15 protein-coding genes are annotated in these 17,892 nt (G+C 73.5%); 10 read left to right on the forward strand and 5 right to left on the reverse strand.

What is annotated here, in order from left to right; translation table 11 throughout:
* Positions 1-56 precede the first annotated feature (56 nt).
* From BM385_RS12415 to BM385_RS12430, 4 genes are read left to right on the forward strand one after another with little or no spacing between them, the layout of a single operon-like run.
* Complete coding sequence (locus tag BM385_RS12415; RefSeq protein WP_093843084.1) at positions 57-740, forward strand: PadR family transcriptional regulator; 684 nt, start codon at positions 57-59, stop codon at positions 738-740.
* Positions 737-1,486, forward strand: a complete 750-nt coding sequence (locus BM385_RS12420) for an ABC transporter ATP-binding protein (RefSeq protein WP_019432088.1) — start codon at positions 737-739, stop codon at positions 1,484-1,486. Before BM385_RS12415 ends, BM385_RS12420 begins: the two co-directional genes overlap by 4 nt.
* A complete protein-coding gene (locus BM385_RS28190) occupies positions 1,483-4,323 on the forward strand; it encodes an FtsX-like permease family protein (RefSeq protein WP_093843085.1) in 2,841 nt (946 codons plus the stop codon). The genes BM385_RS12420 and BM385_RS28190 overlap by 4 nt, the downstream gene beginning before the upstream one ends.
* Before the next feature lie 21 nt (positions 4,324-4,344).
* On the forward strand, positions 4,345-4,914 hold the full coding sequence (locus BM385_RS12430; protein WP_026047140.1) for a bacterial proteasome activator family protein: 570 nt from the start codon (positions 4,345-4,347) through the stop codon (positions 4,912-4,914).
* A 72-nt stretch (positions 4,915-4,986) separates the two neighbouring features.
* Here the strand turns inward: BM385_RS12430 and BM385_RS12435 are convergent, their stop codons facing one another.
* Genes BM385_RS12435 through pdhA form a run of 3 tightly spaced genes read right to left on the reverse strand, consistent with a single transcriptional unit; the run spans position 4,987 to position 8,761 of the window.
* A complete protein-coding gene (locus BM385_RS12435; protein WP_019432091.1) occupies positions 4,987-6,414 on the reverse strand; it encodes a dihydrolipoamide acetyltransferase family protein in 1,428 nt (475 codons plus the stop codon).
* A gap of 24 nt (positions 6,415-6,438) precedes the next feature.
* The gene (locus BM385_RS12440) at positions 6,439-7,434 is read right to left on the reverse strand and encodes an alpha-ketoacid dehydrogenase subunit beta (RefSeq protein ID WP_019432092.1); all 996 of its coding nucleotides are present in this window, start codon (positions 7,432-7,434) and stop codon (positions 6,439-6,441) included.
* Position 7,435: 1 nt separating this feature from the next.
* Positions 7,436-8,761, reverse strand: coding sequence for a pyruvate dehydrogenase (acetyl-transferring) E1 component subunit alpha (pdhA, locus tag BM385_RS12445; protein ID WP_019432093.1), 1,326 nt, complete (start codon positions 8,759-8,761; stop codon positions 7,436-7,438).
* Positions 8,762-9,118: 357 nt separating this feature from the next.
* Here pdhA and BM385_RS12450 point away from each other — a divergent pair, with 357 nt between their 5' ends.
* From BM385_RS12450 to BM385_RS12470, 5 genes are all read left to right on the forward strand, one after another.
* Positions 9,119-9,814, forward strand: a complete 696-nt coding sequence (locus tag BM385_RS12450; RefSeq protein WP_093843086.1) for a response regulator — start codon at positions 9,119-9,121, stop codon at positions 9,812-9,814.
* Positions 9,815-9,866: 52 nt separating this feature from the next.
* Positions 9,867-10,253, forward strand: a complete 387-nt coding sequence (locus BM385_RS12455) for a pyridoxamine 5'-phosphate oxidase family protein (protein ID WP_093843087.1) — start codon at positions 9,867-9,869, stop codon at positions 10,251-10,253.
* Positions 10,254-10,322: 69 nt separating this feature from the next.
* The gene (locus BM385_RS12460) at positions 10,323-11,084 is read left to right on the forward strand and encodes an IclR family transcriptional regulator (RefSeq protein ID WP_093843088.1); all 762 of its coding nucleotides are present in this window, start codon (positions 10,323-10,325) and stop codon (positions 11,082-11,084) included.
* Positions 11,081-12,283 (forward strand): CaiB/BaiF CoA transferase family protein, encoded by a 1,203-nt coding sequence (locus BM385_RS12465; RefSeq protein WP_019432097.1) that lies wholly within the window; start codon positions 11,081-11,083, stop codon positions 12,281-12,283. Before BM385_RS12460 ends, BM385_RS12465 begins: the two co-directional genes overlap by 4 nt.
* Complete coding sequence (locus BM385_RS12470) at positions 12,280-13,167, forward strand: citryl-CoA lyase (protein ID WP_217650950.1); 888 nt, start codon at positions 12,280-12,282, stop codon at positions 13,165-13,167. The genes BM385_RS12465 and BM385_RS12470 overlap by 4 nt, the downstream gene beginning before the upstream one ends.
* Positions 13,168-13,254: 87 nt before the next feature.
* Here BM385_RS12470 and BM385_RS12475 read toward each other — a convergent pair whose 3' ends face one another.
* Both BM385_RS12475 and BM385_RS12480 read right to left on the reverse strand, forming a co-directional pair.
* Positions 13,255-14,310, reverse strand: coding sequence for a phosphotransferase (locus BM385_RS12475; RefSeq protein WP_093843089.1), 1,056 nt, complete (start codon positions 14,308-14,310; stop codon positions 13,255-13,257).
* A 33-nt stretch (positions 14,311-14,343) separates the two neighbouring features.
* Entirely contained in the window at positions 14,344-16,047 is a 1,704-nt protein-coding gene (locus BM385_RS12480; RefSeq protein ID WP_093843090.1) for a protein kinase domain-containing protein, read from the reverse strand.
* 192 nt (positions 16,048-16,239) lie between these two features.
* Between BM385_RS12480 and BM385_RS12485 the strand changes: the two genes are divergently transcribed.
* A complete protein-coding gene (locus BM385_RS12485) occupies positions 16,240-17,865 on the forward strand; it encodes a protein kinase domain-containing protein (protein WP_019432101.1) in 1,626 nt (541 codons plus the stop codon).
* The last annotated feature ends 27 nt before the right edge of the window (positions 17,866-17,892 follow it).

The following is a 17,892-nucleotide window of genomic DNA, read 5'->3' on the forward strand; positions in this document are numbered from 1 at the left end:
CAACAAGCCACCGGCGGGTTTGCCAGCCGGGAACATACTCGGTATACATACGCGGTATGTCCATCCGCTACGGCTTGCTGGCCCTGCTCGACTACGGGCCCAAGTACGGTTCCCAGCTCCGCGCCGAATTCGAGTCCCGCACCGGCGCCACCTGGCCGCTCAACATCGGCCAGGTCTACACCACCCTCTCCCGCCTCGAACGCGACGCGCTCATCGAGCCCGCCGGCGAACGCGACGGCAAGCAGCAGCGCTACCGCATCACCGAGAACGGCCGCCGCGAACTCGCCGACTGGTACCGGCAGCCCGTCGACCGTAGCCACCCCTCCCGCGACGAACTCGCCATCAAGCTCGCCATGGCGGTCGGCACCGAGGGCGTCGACGTCGGCGCGATCATCCAGGCCCAGCGCCACCACACCCTCAAGGCCATGCAGGACTACACCCGCCTCAAGGCCCAGGCGCTCGCCGACGGCGGCCCGGAGAGCGGCGAGGAAATGGCCTGGCTGCTCGTCCTCGAACAGCTGATCTTCTCCGCCGAGGCCGAAGCCCGCTGGCTGGACCACTGCGAGTCCCGACTGATGCGCCTCGCCGCCCGGCGCCCCGCGAGGCCCCGAACCGGGACACAGCCCGATGACACCGGCGCCGCCCACGACGCCCACGACGAGCACCACGTCCACGACGACGAGCACGCCCACGACGACGAGCACGCGCACCACCGCATCACGGGGGGAACCACCGCATGACCAGCCCGACCGCCGCATCCGGCGCCGCACCCATCCTCGAACTGCGCGGCCTCGGCCGCGTCCACGGCAGCGGCGTCACCACCGTCCACGCGCTGCGCGACATCGATCTCACCGTCAGCGCCGGTGAGTTCGTCGCCGTGATGGGCCCCTCCGGATCCGGCAAGTCCACCCTGCTCACCCTGGCCGGCGGCCTGGACAACGCCTCCAGCGGGCAGGTCCTCATCGAGGGCACCGATCTCGGCACCCTCAACAAGAGCCAGCTCGCCAAGATCCGGCGCACCAGCATCGGCTACGTCTTCCAGGACTACAACCTCATCCCGGCCCTCACCGCCGCCGAGAACATCGCCCTCCCCCGCGAACTCGACGGCATATCCGCCCGCGCCGCCCGCAAGGAAGCACTCGCCGCGCTGGAGGAGATCAACCTCACCGAGGTCGCCAACCGCTTCCCCGACGAGATGTCCGGCGGCCAGCGGCAGCGCGTCGCCATCGCCCGCGCCCTCGTCGGCGACCGCCGCCTCGTCCTGTCCGACGAACCCACCGGGGCGCTGGACTCCGAGACCGGCGAGGCCGTCCTCGCCCTGCTCCGCAAGCGCTGCGACGAGGGCGCGGCCGGCGTCATGGTCACCCACGAGTCCCGGTACGCCGCCTGGGCGGACCGGGTCGTCTTCCTGCGCGACGGCACCATGGTCGACCAGACCGTCTCCCCGACCGCCGAATCGCTGCTCGCCTCCGAGGTGAAGCGGTGAACAAGGCACTCAACCGCTGGCGGCTCGGGCTGCGCATCGCCCGCCGCGACGCGCTGCGGGCCAAGGGCCGCAGCGCCCTGGTGGTGGCCATGATCGCCCTCCCCATCCTCGGAGTGGCGGGCGCGGACCTGGCGGTGCGCAGCAGCCAGCTGTCCACCGACGAGTGGCTGTCCCGGGAGATCGGCACCGCCGACGCCCGGTACGAGGTCTACGAGGCGGGCGTCCCGATCCTCCAGCACCCCACCGACCCGTCCGACATGTGGTCCTCCTCCTGGGACGATGAGGAGCCCGGCCAGGCGAACCGCGATCCCGGCGAAGACGGCGAGGAGGAGCCCGCCGGCAGGTTCCGCTTCGAGGACGTGCTGCCGGAGGGCGCCACCGTCCAGGAGGAGCGTTCCGGCTACGCGGACATCGCCACCGAGCACGGCATCCTGTGGACGGACATCCAGGAGACCGACCCCACCGCCGAGCTGACCCGCGGCAAATACACCCTGCTGGACGGCGACTGGCCCACCGGACCCGGTGAGGTGGCCGCCACCACGCAGTTCCTGACGGACACCGGCGCCAAGGTCGGCTCCGAGGTGGAGCTGGCCGAGATCGACCACAAGGTCACCATCACCGGCTCCTACGAGCTGCCCGGCTCGCTCCGCTCCACCTCGCTGCTCGCCCCCAGCGACAGCCTGCTGCCGCTGCTGGACCGCGGCGAGGACCCCTCGAACGTCCGCTACCTGGTCGCCGTCGACGGCGGCGTCTCCTGGGACGCGGTGCAGGCCGCCAACGAGCTGGGCGTCCAGGTCACCTCCCGCGCGGTGCACCTCGACCCGCCGGCCGACGCCGACGTGCCGCTGTTCCAGCACCCCGACTACTTCCGGTGGGACTCCGGCATCGACTCCCAGGCCGCCGCCCTCATCGGTGTCGCCGTCGCGCTCGTCGTCCTGGAGATCTGTCTGCTGGCCGGGCCCGCCTTCGCGGTCGGTGCCCGCCGCTCCCGCCGCCAGCTGGGCCTGATCGGCTCCAACGGCGGCGACCGGGCGCAGCTGCGCGCCGTCATGCTCTCCAGCGGCATCGTGCTGGGCGCCGTGGCGGCCGTGATCGGCATCGTCCTCGGCGTCATCGGCGTCGTGCTGGCCAAGCCGTTCCTGGAGAACATCGGCGGCTCCCGCTTCGGCTCCTGGGACTTCCGCTGGCTGGAGATCCTCGGGATCGCGGCGTTCGCCGTGTTCATCGGCACCCTCGCCGCGCTGATCCCGGCCATCAACGCCTCGCGCTCCTCCGTCCTGGAGTCCCTCACCGGGGCCAAGGGCGTGCGCCGCGGCAGCCGGGCCCTGCCGATCGCCGGCACGGTCGCGCTGATCCTCGGTGTGGCCGTCGCGCTGGTCGGTGGCCTGTCCATGGGCAGCGCCGGGATGGTCGGAGTCGGCGCCGTCATCGCCGAGCTCGGCCTGGTGGCCCTCACCCCGCTGCTGGTCGGCGGCTTCGGCAAGCTCGCCCGCTTCCTGCCGCTGTCCGGACGCCTGGCCCTGCGCGACGCAGCCCGCAACCGGGGCCGTACCGCACCGGCGGTCGCCGCCGTGCTGGCCGCCGCGGCCGGCGCGGTCGCGGTGGCCACCATGACCGCGGGCATCCAGGCGCAGGAGCGCGCCGAGTACGTGCCGAACCTCCCGGACGGCACCGTCGCGCTCACCATGTGGAACGGCTCCGAGTCGCAGCTGGACCCGCTGCGCTCGGCGGCCGAGAAGACCCTGCCGGTCACCGACCGCGCCGATCTGTCCACCGCGCAGCCCGCGCCCGCCTTCTGCACCGGCGGCAGTGCCGCGAACCTGGACTGGGACCCGGACGACTGCTACCTGGAAATCCGCACCCCGCCGGAGAACGTGTGCCCGCTGTGGGAAGAGGGCAGTGAGGCGCTGAGCGAGCAGGAGACGCGGGACCTGCGCCAGGACGAGCGCTGCCGGTTCAACCGCTCCGCCGGCTGGGGTATGAGCGAAGCCGGCCCGGTGGCCGTGGGCGGCCCGGAGATCCTGAAGGTCCTGGGCCTGGACCGTCCCGAGTACCGGCAGGCGCTGGAGGACGGCAAGGTCCTGGTCTTCGACCGCACCGACATCGACTCCGAGGGCCGGGTCACCCTCGCCCAGTACGAGAACTGGGAGCAGGAGGAGCCCGCCGGCACCGTCGTCCTGCCCGCCGAGCACCTGGACGGCGACGGCTACGGCCTGGACGCGCTGATGACGCCGCAGGCCGCGGAGGAGGCCGGTCTGGGCACCACCTTCGCCGGCACCTACTACGCGTCCTCGGACCGGCCCACCAGCCAGGACGAGCAGGCGTTCCGCGGCGAGCTGGACGATCTCGTCCTCGGCTCCACCACCTCCTGGACGATCGAGCGCGGCTACACCGGCGACTACTCGCTGTCGCTGCTCATCCTCGCGATCGCCGCCATGGTGATCGCACTGGGCGCGGCCGGGATCGCCACCGGTCTGGCCCAGGCCGACTCGGAGGCGGATCTGGCCACCCTGGCGGCGGTCGGCGCGGCGCCCAGGATCCGGCGTACCCTCTCCGGACTCCAGTGCGGGCTGATCGCCTTCATGGGGGTACTGCTCGGCGCCGTCTCCGGTCTGATCCCGGCCCTGGGGCTGCTGATGGCCGACCACCGGGACCGGCTCGACTGGTGGGAGCGGGAGGTAGCGGAGGGCTGGGACGTCGGCCCGCGCCCCGAGCTGCATCTGGCGCTGCCGTGGGAGACCCTGGGCCAGCTGGTCGTGCTGGTGCCGCTCATCGCGCTGGTCTTCGCCGCCGTGCTCACCCGCTCCCGGGTGACCCTGGCCCGGCGCGCGGGGTGACCCTCGTTGCATGATGGAGGTATGACTCAGCCGAGGAATGAACCCTCTCAGGAGAGCCAGAGCCCGCAGGTCCTGGTCGTGGGCCCGGACGGCATGGCGCTCGCCAACGCCACCGCGCGAGACGGCGAGGGCGGCGAGGAGCACTCCGAGGTTCCCGTGACGGAGATGGTGGAGCAGCCGGCGAAGGTCATGCGGATCGGCAGCATGATCAAGCAGCTGCTGGAGGAGGTCAAGGCGGCCCCGCTGGACGAGGCCAGCCGGTACCGGCTCAAGGAGATCCACGCCAGTTCCGTCAAGGAGCTGGAGGAGGGTCTGGCCCCGGAGCTGGTGGAGGAGCTGGAGCGGCTGTCGCTGCCGTTCACGGACGACCGGCTGCCCACCGAGGCGGAGCTGCGGATCGCCCAGGCGCAGCTGGTCGGCTGGCTGGAGGGGCTGTTCCACGGCATCCAGACGGCGCTGTTCGCGCAGCAGATGGCGGCGCGCGCCCAGCTGGAGCAGATGCGCCGGGCGCTGCCGCCCGGGGCGATGCCGGACGAGGGCGAGCACCCCGGTGATCCGCACGGCCCGGCCCGGTCGGGTCCCTACCTCTGACCTGTACACGGTGAAGGCGCCGGTCCCCCTCGGGGGGCCGGCGCCTTCGCGCTGCGGTGGTACGGGCGGGGGTCAGCCCCAGGTGAGCAGCCGCCGGGGGTGTTCGAGGACGGCGGCCACATCCGCGAGGAGCCGGGAGCCCAGCGCGCCGTCGATCAGCCGGTGGTCGAAGGAGAGCGCCAGGGTGGTGACCTGGCGGGGCTTGACCTTGCCCTTGTGGACCCAGGGCTGGGCCTTGATGGCGCCGACCGCCAGGATGGCGGACTCGCCGGGGTTGAGGATCGGGGTGCCGCTGTCCACGCCGAAGACCCCGACGTTGGTGATGGTGACGGTGCCGCCCTGCATGTCGGCGGGGGTGGTACGTCCCTCGCGTGCCGTGGTCACCAGGTCGCTGAGCGCGGTGGCCAGTTCGGCCAGGGACTTGCGGCCGGCGTCCTTGATGTTGGGGACGAGCAGGCCGCGCGGGGTGGCCGCGGCGATGCCCAGGTTGACGGTCTCCTTGTAGACGATCTCCTGGTTGGCCTCGTCCCAGGCGGCGTGCGCGTCGGGGTTGCGGCGCAGGGCCAGGAGCAGGGCGCGGGCGATGATCAGCAGCGGGTTGATCCGCACGCCGGCCAGGTCCGGGTCGTCCTTGAGCCGGGCCACCAGCTTCATGGTGCGGGTGACGTCGACGGTGATGAACTCGGTGACGTGCGGCGCGGTGAACGCGCTGTCGACCATGGCCTGCGCGGTGGCCTTGCGCACGCCGCGGATCGGGACCCGGCGCTCGCCGGGCCGCTCGGCCGGCTGCTGCCCGGGGACGGCCTCCTCCGGCTGCGGGGCGGGGGCAGGGGCGGCCTCGGGTGCGGGGGCGGCGGCGGCCTGGACGTCCTCGCGGGTGACGGTGCCGTCCGGGCCGGTGGGCCGTACCGCCCGCAGATCGATGCCCAGGTCCTTGGCGAGCTTGCGCACCGGGGGCTTGGCCAGCGGCCGGCCGCCGCCGGCCGGTGCCGCCGGGGCGGGCGGCGCGGGCGCGGCCTCGGGGGCGGGCGCCGGCTCCGGTACGGCGGCGACCGGCTTGCGCGGGCGGCGCTTGGTGGCGGCGGTGGAGACGCCGTAGCCGACCAGCACCGGCTGCCGGGCGGCGGGCTGCTCCGCAGCCGGTGCCGGTGCCGGCTCCGGCTCTCCGGCGGCCTCCGGCGCGGGCTCGGCCGCCGCCTGCGGCGCCGGGGCGGGGGCGGCCGGTGCCTCCTCCGGCGCACCGGGGGTGGTGTCCACCGTGATGATCGGCGAGCCGACATCCACGGTGTCGCCCTCCGCCCACAGCAGCTCGCGCACCGTCCCGTCGAAGGGGATGGGCAGTTCCACGGCGGCCTTGGCGGTCTCCACCTCGACCACCACCTGGCCGTCGCTCACGGTGTCGCCCGGCTGAACGTGCCACTTGAGGATCTCGGCCTCGGTGAGGCCCTCTCCCACGTCGGGCATCTTGAATTCGCGGTAGCGCTGGGGTGCAGCAGCCATCGTCACGACTCTCCTCAGCCTCTCTCAGTACGCCAGTGAGCGGTCGACACTGTCGAGCACCCGGTCGAGCCCGGGAAGATACTCCTCCTCCAGGCGCGCCGGCGGGTACGGGGAGTGGAAACCGCCCACCCGCAGCACCGGGGCCTCCAGGTGGTAGAAGCACCGTTCCGATATGCGGGCGGCCACCTCCGCACCGGCTCCGAAGAAGACCGGCGCCTCGTGCACGGTCACCAGCCGGCCGGTCTTCTCCACCGAGCGCTGCACGGTGTCGAAGTCGATGGGCGAGATGGACCGCAGATCGATGACCTCGATCGACCGGCCCTCCTCCTGGGCGACGGCCGCCGCCTGGAGCGCGGTGCGCACGGTCGGCCCGTACCCCACCAGGGTGAGGTCGGAGCCGGGCCGCACCACGCGCGCGGTGTGCAGCGGCCCGGGGATGCCGGCCTCGTTGACCTCGCCCTTGTCCCAGTAGCGGGATTTGGGCTCGAAGAAGATCACCGGGTCGTCGCACTCGATGGCCTGGCGCAGCATCCAGTACGCGTCGTCCGCGTTGGACGGGGAGACGATCTTCAGCCCGGCGACGTGCGCGAACAGCGCCTCGGGCGACTCGCTGTGGTGCTCGACCGCGCCGATGCCGCCCGCGTACGGGATGCGGATGACGACCGGCAGCTTGACCTTGCCCAGCGAGCGGGCGTGCATCTTCGCCAGCTGGGTGACGATCTGGTCGTAGCCGGGGAAGACGAAGCCGTCGAACTGGATCTCCGCCACCGGCCGGTAGCCGCGCAGCGCGAGGCCGATCGCGGTGCCGATGATCCCGGACTCGGCCAGCGGGGTGTCGATGACCCGCTCCTCGCCGAAGTCCTTCTGGAGGCCGTCGGTGACCCGGAAGACCCCGCCGAGCTTGCCGACGTCCTCGCCCATGACGAGGACCTTGGGGTCGGTCTCCATGGCGGTGCGCAGCGCGGAGTTGATGGCCTTGGCGATGGGCAGCCGGGGCGGGGCGTCGTGGGTGGGGGCCATGTCAGTTCTCCTCCTGCTCGAACGAGGCGAGGTACGCGGCGTACTGGGCGCGTTCCTCGTCGACCAGGGCGTGGCCGTCCGCGTACACGTGTTCGAAGATCGCCATGCTGTCCGGGTCGGGCATGGTACGGATCGTCTCCCGCACCCGGCGGCCCAGCGCGTCGCTCTCCTCCTCGACGGCCGCGTAGAACGCCTCGTCGGCCGCGCCGGTCGCGTCCAGGTGGCGCCGCAGCCGCAGGATCGGGTCCTTGGCCTCCCACTGCGCGAGTTCGTCGTCCGGGCGGTAACGGGTGGGGTCGTCGGAGGTGGTGTGGGCGCCCATCCGGTAGGTGAACGCCTCGACCAGCATCGGGCCCTGCCCGGAGCGGGCGCGCTCGACGGCGGCCCGGGTCACGGCGAGCACCGCCAGGACGTCGTTGCCGTCCACCCGCACGCCGGGGAAGCCGTAGCCGGCGGCGCGCTGGTAGAGGGGAACGCGGGTCTGCCGCTCGGTGGGCTCGGAGATGGCCCACTGGTTGTTCTGGCAGAAGAACACGATCGGCGCGTTGTACACCGCCGAGAAGGTGAACGCCTCGGCCACGTCGCCCTGGCTGGAGGCGCCGTCGCCGAAGTAGGCGATGACGGCGGAGTCGCCGCCGTCCTTGGCCACGCCCATCGCGTAGCCGGCGGCGTGCAGGGTCTGGGAGCCGATGACGATGGTGTAGAGGTGGAAGTTGTTGCTGTTCGGGTCCCAGCCGCCGTGGTTGACGCCCCGGAACATGCCCAGCAGGAGGGTCGGGTCGACCCCCCGGCACCAGGCGACGCCGTGCTCGCGGTAGGTGGGGAACACGTAGTCGCCGGGGTGCAGCGCGCGGCCGGAGCCGATCTGGGCGGCCTCCTGGCCGAGCAGCGACGGCCACAGGCCCAGCTCGCCCTGGCGCTGGAGGGAGGTGGCCTCGGCGTCGAAGCGGCGGGTGAGCACCATGTCGCGGTACAGGCCGCGCAGCTCGTCGGCGCCGATGTCCAGCGTGTAGTCGGGGTGGTCGACGCGTTCGCCCTCGGGGGTGAGCAGCTGCACCATCGCGGGCCGGTCCGCCGCCGGGCCGCGCCGGGCCGCGCTCTTCCCGGGGGCCTTCTTCGCGGCGGAGGTCCGCTTCGCCGTCGCCTTGCCGGCCGCCGCCTTCTTGGCCGTGGATTTCCGGGCCGTCGGCTTCTTCGCGGCGGTTTTCCCGGGGGCCTTCTCCGTCCCGGCCTTCTTCGTCGCGGTCTTCCTCGTCGCGGTCTTCTGGGCGGCGGTGGCGGTCGCACGGCGCGGCGTGCCGCGTTCGGCGGTGCTCTCCACGGTCACTTGCTCCTCCGTCGGTCCGGCTCCCGGGGTCGTCCGGGCGGCCAGTGCGGGCCCGCCCGGCCCCGTACGGCGCACGGGGTCGGGTGCGCGCGGACGGATCCGAGCGGTACTGGTTGTCCCGTCCGGCGGCCCGCTAGAAAGCACGGTACCCATAGTGCTCACAAGCAGCGAAACCGCCCCTGACCTGCGGATTTACCTGGAAATCAAAGTAAATCGCGGGCGTGTGGGGCGATCCGCCGAAAACACCGTGGTCACAGCCTCGCAAGCGCCTGGGACATCCGCACGTTATCCCCGCCACCCGGGGCAGCGGAAGGGTGATGCGCGGCGGCATTCGGGGAGCTGTGTGAGACTGACCCCGTGCCCGAAGACGGAAAAATCACCGTATTCCTGCTTGATGACCACGAGGTGGTCCGGCGCGGGGTGCACGAGCTGCTGTCGATGGAGCCCGACATCGAGGTGGTCGGCGAGGCCGGCACCGCCGCCGACGCCCTGGTGCGCATCCCGGCCACCCACCCCGACGTGGCGGTGCTCGACGTACGGCTCCCGGACGGCAGCGGGGTGGAGGTCTGCCGCGAGATCCGCTCCCGCGACGAGTCCGTCGCCGCCCTGATGCTCACCTCCTACGCGGACGACGAGGCACTGTTCGACGCGATCATGGCGGGCGCCTCCGGCTACGTCCTCAAGGCCATCAGGGGTACGGAGCTGCTGACGGCGGTCCGTGACGTGGCGGCCGGCAAGTCGCTCCTCGACCCGGTCGCCACCCAGCGGGTGCTGGACCGGCTGCGCAGCGGGCCGGGCGAGGAGGAGCCGGACGACCGGACGGCGCGGCTCACCGACCAGGAGCGGCGGATCCTGGACCTGATCGGCGAGGGGCTGACGAACCGGGCGATCGGCGAGCAGCTGCACCTGGCCGAGAAGACCATCAAGAACTACGTCTCCAGCCTGCTGTCCAAGCTCGGCATGGAACGCCGGTCGCAGGCCGCCGCGTTCGTCGCCCGCCGGCAGGCGGAGCGCGAACGCGAGGCCCGGCGCGGCGGCCACGGCGCGCGATAGGGGCCGTTCGTCCCTTGTCCCCCACCCGGCCGGGCCGGGCAGGGTGGGGGACATGGATGCCCGCACGAGTGCCGACCACCCGCTGGCCGAGGCCCTGCGGCTGCTGCCGCGCGCCCCGCACGGCCGGGCCGCCGTCACCCGGCACGCCCTGCCGCTCATCGTCCCCGCCTGCCACCGGCTGAGCGAGGACGGCAGGACGGTGCTGCTGCGCATCGCAGGCGACGCCCTGGAGAGCGGACGGCTGATCGACGGCACGGTGGTGGCGTACGAGACCAACAGCCGGGACGCGGGCGAGGACCTGCGCCCCTGGGGCGTCCAGCTGATCGGCACCGCCCACGCGCTGGTGCCCTCCCCCGCCGAACGCGCCACGTTCGCGCCGCTGCCCGCCGGGCGGCACTATCTGCGGCTCACCCCGACGCTGGCCACCGTCCGCCGCTGACCCCGCCCCCGCTCGTACCACCTGGTGGACCACTTGTGCCGGACAGCGGTTCGGTGATGTGATGCCGCCATGCCGGAAGCCGATCCGGGCGGAGTCCGCAGCGTGCAACGCGCCGTCGACCTGCTCGCCCTCTACGACGCCGAACACCCCAGCCGCTCGGTACGCGAACTCGTCACCGCCACCGGGCTCCCCAAATCCACCGTGGTCCGCCTCGTGCACACCCTCGAACAGTGCGGACTGCTGTGGAGCCGCGGCGACGGCCGTACCGTCCCCGGCCCCGGCCTGCTGCGCTGGGCCGAACTCGCCCGCACCACCTGGCAGCTGCCCGAGGAGGCCCTGGCCCGGCTGCGCGCGCTGAGCGAGGCCGGCGGCGGCGAGAGCGTCGGACTGTACGTACGCCAGGGCGACGCCCGGGTGTGCGTCGCCCGCCACGAAGGCACCCGCTCCCTGCGGCACGTGGTGCACGTCGGCGCCGAGATGCCGCTGTGGGCGGGCGCCGCCGGCCACGTCCTGCTCTCCCGCTCCGACCGCGCCGCCGTCACCGCCGTCGCCGCCCAGGGCCCGGACCCCGAGGGGGCCGCACTCCTATGGGAACGGGTCCAGCGGGCCGCCGAGCGCGGCTGGTCGGTCAGCCACGGCGAACGCGAGGCGGGCATCTCCGGCGCCGCCGCCCCCGTCTTCGACGCCGAGGGACGGCTGACCGCCGCCGTCGCCCTGGGCGGCCCCACCGTCCGCTTCACCGACGAGGCCGTCGCCGGCTTCGTTCCCGCCCTGCTGGACACCGCGCGGGCGCTCACCGCCCTCGGCTCGATCGGAGGCACCGGCCGATGACCCCCCTCCTGGACGGCATCCGCGTCCTCGACCTCACCAATGTGCTGGCCGGGCCGTTCGCCGGCTACCAGCTGGCGCTCCAGGGCGCCGACGTCATCAAGGTCGAACTGCCCGGCAGCGGCGACCTCGCCCGCCGCCTCGGCGCCGACCGCGCCCTCTCCGAGGAGCTGCTGGGCGCCTCCTTCCTCGCCCAGAACGGCGGCAAGCGCTCCCTCACCCTCAACCTCAAGGACCCCGAGGGCCGGGCCGCCCTGCTGCGCGCGGTGCGCGAGGCCGACGTCCTGCTGGAGAACTTCCGCCCCGGCGTCCTGGACCGGCTCGGCCTCGGCTGGGACACCCTGCGCGCCGAGAACCCGGGCCTGGTCTACTGCGCCATCTCCGGCTTCGGCCAGACCGGGCCGCTGCGCGACCGGCCCGCCTACGACCAGATCATCCAGGGCCTCAGCGGCATGATGAGCGTGACCGGCACCGCCGCCACCGCACCCCTGCGGGCCGGCTTCCCGGTCGCCGACACCCTGGGCGGCATGGCCGCCGCGTACGCCGTCACCGCGGCCCTGGTACGGCGCGGGCGCACCGGCGAGGGCGCGTTCCTCGACGTCTCGATGCTGGAGGCCGCGCTCACCTCGCTGGGCTGGGTGACCTCCAACTACCTCATCACCGGTCAGGAACCGGTCCCGATGGGCAACGAGAACTTCACCGCCGCCCCCTCCGGCACCTTCCGCACCGCCGACGGGTACCTCAACATCGCCGCCAACCGGCAGGAGCAATACGCCACCCTGTGCCGGCTGACCGGCCGCGAGGACCTGATCGGGGACGCCCGGTTCGCGCACCCCGCCGACCGCAAGACCCGCCGCGAGGAACTGCGCACCGAACTGGAGGCGGCGCTCGCCGCCCGCCCGGCCGCCGAGTGGGAAGAGATCCTGTCCGCCGCCGGGGTCCCGGCCGCCCGGGTGCTGTCCGTGCCCGAGGTGCTGGAACTGGAACAGCTGACGGCCCGCGACTTCGTCCACGACCTGCCCTTCCCCGACGGACGCGACCGCCCCCTGCGGGTCCTGGGCGGCCCCCTGCGAGTGGACGGCGAACCCCCGGCACCACCGGCCCGCCCGCCGCTGCTGGGCGAGCACACCGACGCGGTACTCGCGGAACTCGGCTACGGGGCGGCGGAGATCGCCGCGCTGCGGGAGCGGGGGGCGATATGAGCGGGGAGAGGGCCGAGGGCGAGGGGAAGAGCGTGACCGAGAACGCGAGCGGACGTACGGGCACGGACCCGGGTACGGACGGCGGCACCGCGGACACCATCGCGCGCGACACGGTGACCGACTACTGGTCCACGGCGGTGAGCCGGATCAGGCCCGGCGAGATCCTGCTGCGCGGCTACCCGGTGGAGCAGCTCATCGGGCAGGTCACCTTCGCCGAACAGATCTGGCTGCTGCTGCGCGGCGACCTGCCCACCCCCGTCCAGGGCCGGCTGCTGGAGGCCGCCCTGGTCGCGGCCGTGGACCACGGGCCGCAGGCCCCGTCCATCGCCGCCGCCCGGATGGCGGCCACCTGCGGCGTCGGCCTCAACAGCGCGGTCGCCACCGGCACCGGACTGCTCGGCGATGTGCACGGCGGGGCCGGCCAGCAATGCATGGAGGTGCTGGCGCGGATCACCGGCGGCGAGGACGCGCGCGCGATCGTCGCGGAGTACCGGGAGCGGCGCGCGTACCTGCCCGGGTTCGGGCACCGCTTCCACCCGCGCGACCCGCGCCGCGATCCGCTCCTGGCGCTGGTGGCGGAGGCGGTGGACAGCGGCGAGGTCCCCGGGCGGGCGCTGGCCGCCGGGCTCGCGCTGGAGGAGGCGCTGGCGGAGGGCCGCACCCGGCCGGTCCCGATGAACATCGACGGCGCCACCGCCATCATCTACGCGGAACTCGGCTTCCCGCCCGAGCTGGGCCGTGGCCTGTTCGTCCTCTCCCGCAGCGTCGGCATCCTGGCGCACGCCTGGGAGGAAACGGAGACCGGCACCCGCATCAAGGGCCCCCTCCCCCGCCCCCTCCTGGCCGGCTACCACGGCCCGGCCCCCCGGGACGTGGAACGCTAGCGACGGGCACGGGCGCAGACGCCGGGTCGCGGGCGCGGCGAGGTGCCCCCGGGCACGTATCCCGCCGACGCCCCGCCCGGCGAGGGGCTACGCGCAGAAGGCGTCCCGTACCGCCCGGCGGTGGCGGGTCCACCACACCACCAGGGCCGAGGCCGCCCCGAACTGGGGGTCGGTGCGGGGGTCGCCGCGCTCGTAGTGCCAGCGCAGCATCCAGAAGTCGTTCAGCCGCTCCCACCACACCCGGTGCACCGCCGCCGCCAGTTCCGCCGGGCCGACGCCCGCCGCGATGCGGTAGGCGCGGGCGTACGCGCTGATCTTCGGCAGTTCCAGCGAGCCGTCTGGCCGCAGGAAGAAGATCGCCGCCGCCCGTACCGCCTCCTCGGCGCGCGGACGTATGCCCAGCCGGTCCCAGTCGATGATCGCCAGCGGATCGGCGGGCCCCTCGGCCCGGTACAGCAGGTTCAGCGGGTGGAAGTCGCCGTGCACCCACCCGGCCGCCGGTATCTCGGTGACCCCGGGCCGCAGGGCCTCGTACCGGCGCAGCAGCACCCGCCGCTCCAGCAGCCGGTGCTCGGCCAGCTCGTCGAAGCCGCTGCGCCGGGGCCGCTGCCGCACGCGGGCCAGCAGGCCGTCGATCACCTGGCGGGTCTCGTTCGGGCAGGCGGCCTTGATCCGGCCCCTGGCCGGTGCCGCGCCCTCGGGGGCCGCGCGCAGTATCACCCGTTCCAGGGCCCGGTGCACCAGTCCGAGCAGCGCGCCGAGCCGCCGGCAGTCCGCCCGCCCCAGGTCGCCGCCGCCCCGGTGCCGGCCGTCGATCCACGGGTGCAGCGCGAAGCAGTGCCCGGCCAGCAGGGTGACGGTGGCGCCGTCCCGGTCGGCGAGCGGCGGGGCGACCGGCAGGCCGAGCGCGGCCAGCTCGGCGGTCGCCCGGTGCTGGCGGGGCAGCGGCAGCACCGTGTCGGGGTCGCCGGCCAGATGCTGTTTGAGGAAGTACCGGCCGCGCGTGGTGGCCAGCCGGTAGCCCCGGTTGAGCAGCCCCTGGGACAGGGGCTGGCAGGACAGCGGTTCACCGGCCCCGTAGCGCCGGGTGAGGGCGTGGAGCGTGCGGCCCGATAACTCCCGGGCGGACGTGCGGGTGGTCACGGTGGATCGGTCGGTTCGGTCGGCCCGGCCGGTTCAGCCGATCGGCCCGCCGTCCGAAACGGCGTTGCCGTTCTCGCCCCCCGGCGTGCCGGCGCCGCCGGGCGTTCCCGGGGCTCCACCGGCCGGGTTGCCGCTCTCGGTCTGACCGCCGTCGCTGGGGTCGGGGTTGGTGGCGTTGCCGTTGTCGGTCTCACCGTTGCCGTCCGCCGCGCCCTCGGTCGCCGCGCCCTCGGTGGCCGCGCCCTCGGTGTCGTCGCCGGCGCTCCCGGCGGTGCCGTCGGTCGGGTCGGGGGAGCCGGTGTTGCCCGGGTCCTCCGGGTCGGTGGGCTGGTCGGTGTCGTCGTCCGGGGGCGGCTGGTAGCCCGAGCCGCCGCTGTTGCTGGAGCCGCCGCCGTTCTGGCTCCACTGGAAGTCGTCGCTGGGCGCGTCCTCGTCGGCAGGGTCCTCCTCGGCGTCGTCCGCCGGGTCCTCGGCCTCGTCCGTCGGGTCGGCGACCTGCTCGGTGTCCCGGGAGGGGTTGTCGGTGTCCTCGCCGCCGCCCAGGTTGGAGATGATCAGGGCGCCCACGCCGATGGCGACCACCGCGAGCAGCGCCACCATGATCATCATCCCGCGCCGGTTGCGCCCGCTCCCGCCGCCGTCGTAGCCGTCACCGGCCGCGTCGGGGTGCCCGAGCAGCAGCGGGGAGGTGTGGATGGCGCTGGTCGGCGCGTCGGTGCGGGAGGCGGCCGGGGTGCCCATCGGCGGGGTGCCGCCGGGGGTGACCGAGCCGGTGTTCCACAGCCCGGCGGTGTGGCTGCCGTGCTCGTCCAGCATGCGCAGCGCGTACTGCACCAGCGCGCGCATCTCCTCGGCGGTCTGGAACCGGTCGTCCGGGTCCTTCGCCAGGGAGCGCATCACCAGGCCGTCCAGCTCCGGCGGGGCCTGCGGGTTGACCTCGGAGACCAGCACCGGCATGTCCTGGACGTGCTGGTAGACGACGGACAGCGGCGTCTCGCCGACGAACGGCGGGCGCAGCGCCAGCAGCTCGTACAGCATGCAGCCGACCGCGTACAGGTCGGAGCGGGTGTCGATGGTCTTGCCGAGGGCCTGCTCGGGCGAGAGGTACTGCGGGGTGCCCATGACCATGCCGGTCTGGGTCATGGTCTGGGCGGCGCCGTGCAGGGCACGGGCGATGCCGAAGTCCATCACCTTGACGGCGCCGGAGTCGGTGATGGAGACGTTGGCGGGCTTGATGTCGCGGTGCACGATGCCGTGCTGGTGGCTGTAGGCGAGCGCTTCCAGCACGCCGGAGACGATGTGCAGGGCCTGCTCGACGGTCGGCGGCTCGGAGCCGACCAGCAGTTCCCGGATGGTGCGGCCCTCGACGAGCTCCATCACCATGTACGGCACGACGTTGCGGCCGACGGTCTCCTCGCCGGAGTCGTAGACGGCGACCACCGCGTGGTGGTTCAGGCCGGCGACCGACTGGGCCTCGCGCGTGAAGCGGGCCTTGGAGACCGGGTCCTCGGCGAGGTCGGCGCGCAGCAGTTTGACCGCGACCGTACGGCCGAGGCGTACGTCCTCGGCGGCGAACACCTCCGCCATGCCGCCGCGGCCCAGCCGGTGCGTGAGCCGGTAGCGGCCCTCACCCACCAGTCCGGCGTTTCCCCACATCTCGGGAGAGTCCGGCACTTCGCTGGCGGTCCCCCCGGCCTCATCCTCGCCCGGGCCCGACGCGCCTTGCTCCTGTGCCATCAGTCCTCGCCGTTGTCGCCGCGTGTCCAATCGCCATCAAACCCGTTCCGGGGTGGCGCTGACAAGTTGAGTATTGATGCGGTCGTTATCCGGCGGCACTCCGAGCCAACCTGGCCAGTCCGTATGATACGGGCGGAGATCCGGGGCCCTGCCGGACCGGAACGCTCCGTAAGCCTAGGGGGATCAGTACCGATGAATGACCAGGCACGTCCGCCTGCCGACCTTTCCGGCCGCACGGTGGGCGGTGGCCGCTATGTCCTGCGCGCCCTGCTGGGGCGCGGCGGCATGGCATCGGTGCACCTGGCGTGGGACACGGTGCTGGAGCGGCAGGTCGCGATCAAGACCATGCACGCGGAGCTGGGCAGCGAGCAGGACTTCCGGGAGCGGTTCAAGCGCGAGGCGCAGTCGGTCGCCAAGCTCACCCACACCAATATCGTCTCCGTCTTCGACACCGGCGAGGACCGGCTGGGCGAGGCCCAGGTGCCCTACATCGTGATGGAGTTCGTCGAGGGCAGACCGCTGCGCGACATCCTGGACGAGGATGTCGCGCGGCACGGGGCGATGCCGGCGGACAAGGCGCTCCAGATCACCGCCGATGTGCTGGCGGCGCTGGACATCAGCCACGAGATGGGCCTGGTCCACCGGGACATCAAGCCGGGCAACGTCATGATCGCCAAGCGCGGCGGCACGGTGAAGGTCATGGACTTCGGCATCGCGCGCGCGATGCAGTCCAGCGGCACCGCCATGACCCAGACCGGCATGGTGGTGGGCACCCCGCAGTATCTGTCGCCCGAGCAGGCGCTGGGGCGCGGCGTGGACGCCCGCTCCGATCTGTACTCGGTGGGGGTGCTGCTGTTCGAGCTGCTCACCGGCCGGCTGCCGTTCGACGCGGACAACCCGCTGGCCATCGCGTACGCCCACGTCCAGGAGGAGCCGCCGGCCCCGTCCTCGGTGAACACGGCGCTGCCGCCCGCGGTGGACGCGCTGGTCGGGCGGGCGCTGCGGAAGAACCCGAACGAGCGTTTCCCGTCGGCCGAGGAACTGCGCGCCGAGTGTCTGCGGGTGGCCGGGACGCTCAGCGGCGCGGCGCCGCGCATCGACCCGGCCGCGGCGGCGGGCGGCAACAGCGGCGCGGGGATCGCCGCGTCGGTGTATCCGGAGTTCGGCGCCCCGACGCCGCCCCGTCCGCCGGGCGGCGTCGCCACCCCGCCGCCGGCCACCCCGCCGGCCTCGCCGTACGCGCCGGGCGGCTACGGCTATCCGCAGCCGGGCCCGGGCCCCGGCACCCCGCCGCCGTACGCGGTCGCGCCGACCGTCCCGGTGTCCCCGGGGCAGGGCGGCGGCGCGGGGCGGCGCGGGCCGCTGGCGGTGGTGATCGCGGTCGTGGCGGTCATCGCCGTGGTGGCGGCCGGGGTGGTGATCACGGCGCTGAACAGCGGCGGCGGCAGCGGCGCGGACGGCGACAGCGAGGCCGGGGAGGGACCCGACGCCGAACGGGAGCCCCGCTTCAAGGAGGGCGACCCGGACAAGGTCATCGACAGCACCACCTGCGTGCACGCCCGGGACTACTGGGACCAGGACGAGCACCCGGGCACCGTGGCGGCCCCCAACTTCTACGGCTACCACATCAACTCGGTGAAGGAGTGCATCCGCTCGGCCGGCTGGCGGTACGAGGAACGGCTCGTCTACAAGGACGAGGTGCTGCTGGGCGAGAACATGGTGGTCAACCAGACCCCGGCGCGCGGCGAGCCCTTCGACCCCGAAGAGACGGTGTTCGAGCTGACCGTCTCCACCGGCCACGAGCCCGACCGGGGCTGAGCCGGCCCGACCGCCGGCCCCCGGCCG

The organism is Streptomyces harbinensis (genome assembly GCF_900116145.1).
Classification (GTDB): Bacteria; Actinomycetota; Actinomycetes; order Streptomycetales; family Streptomycetaceae; genus Streptomyces; species Streptomyces carpaticus.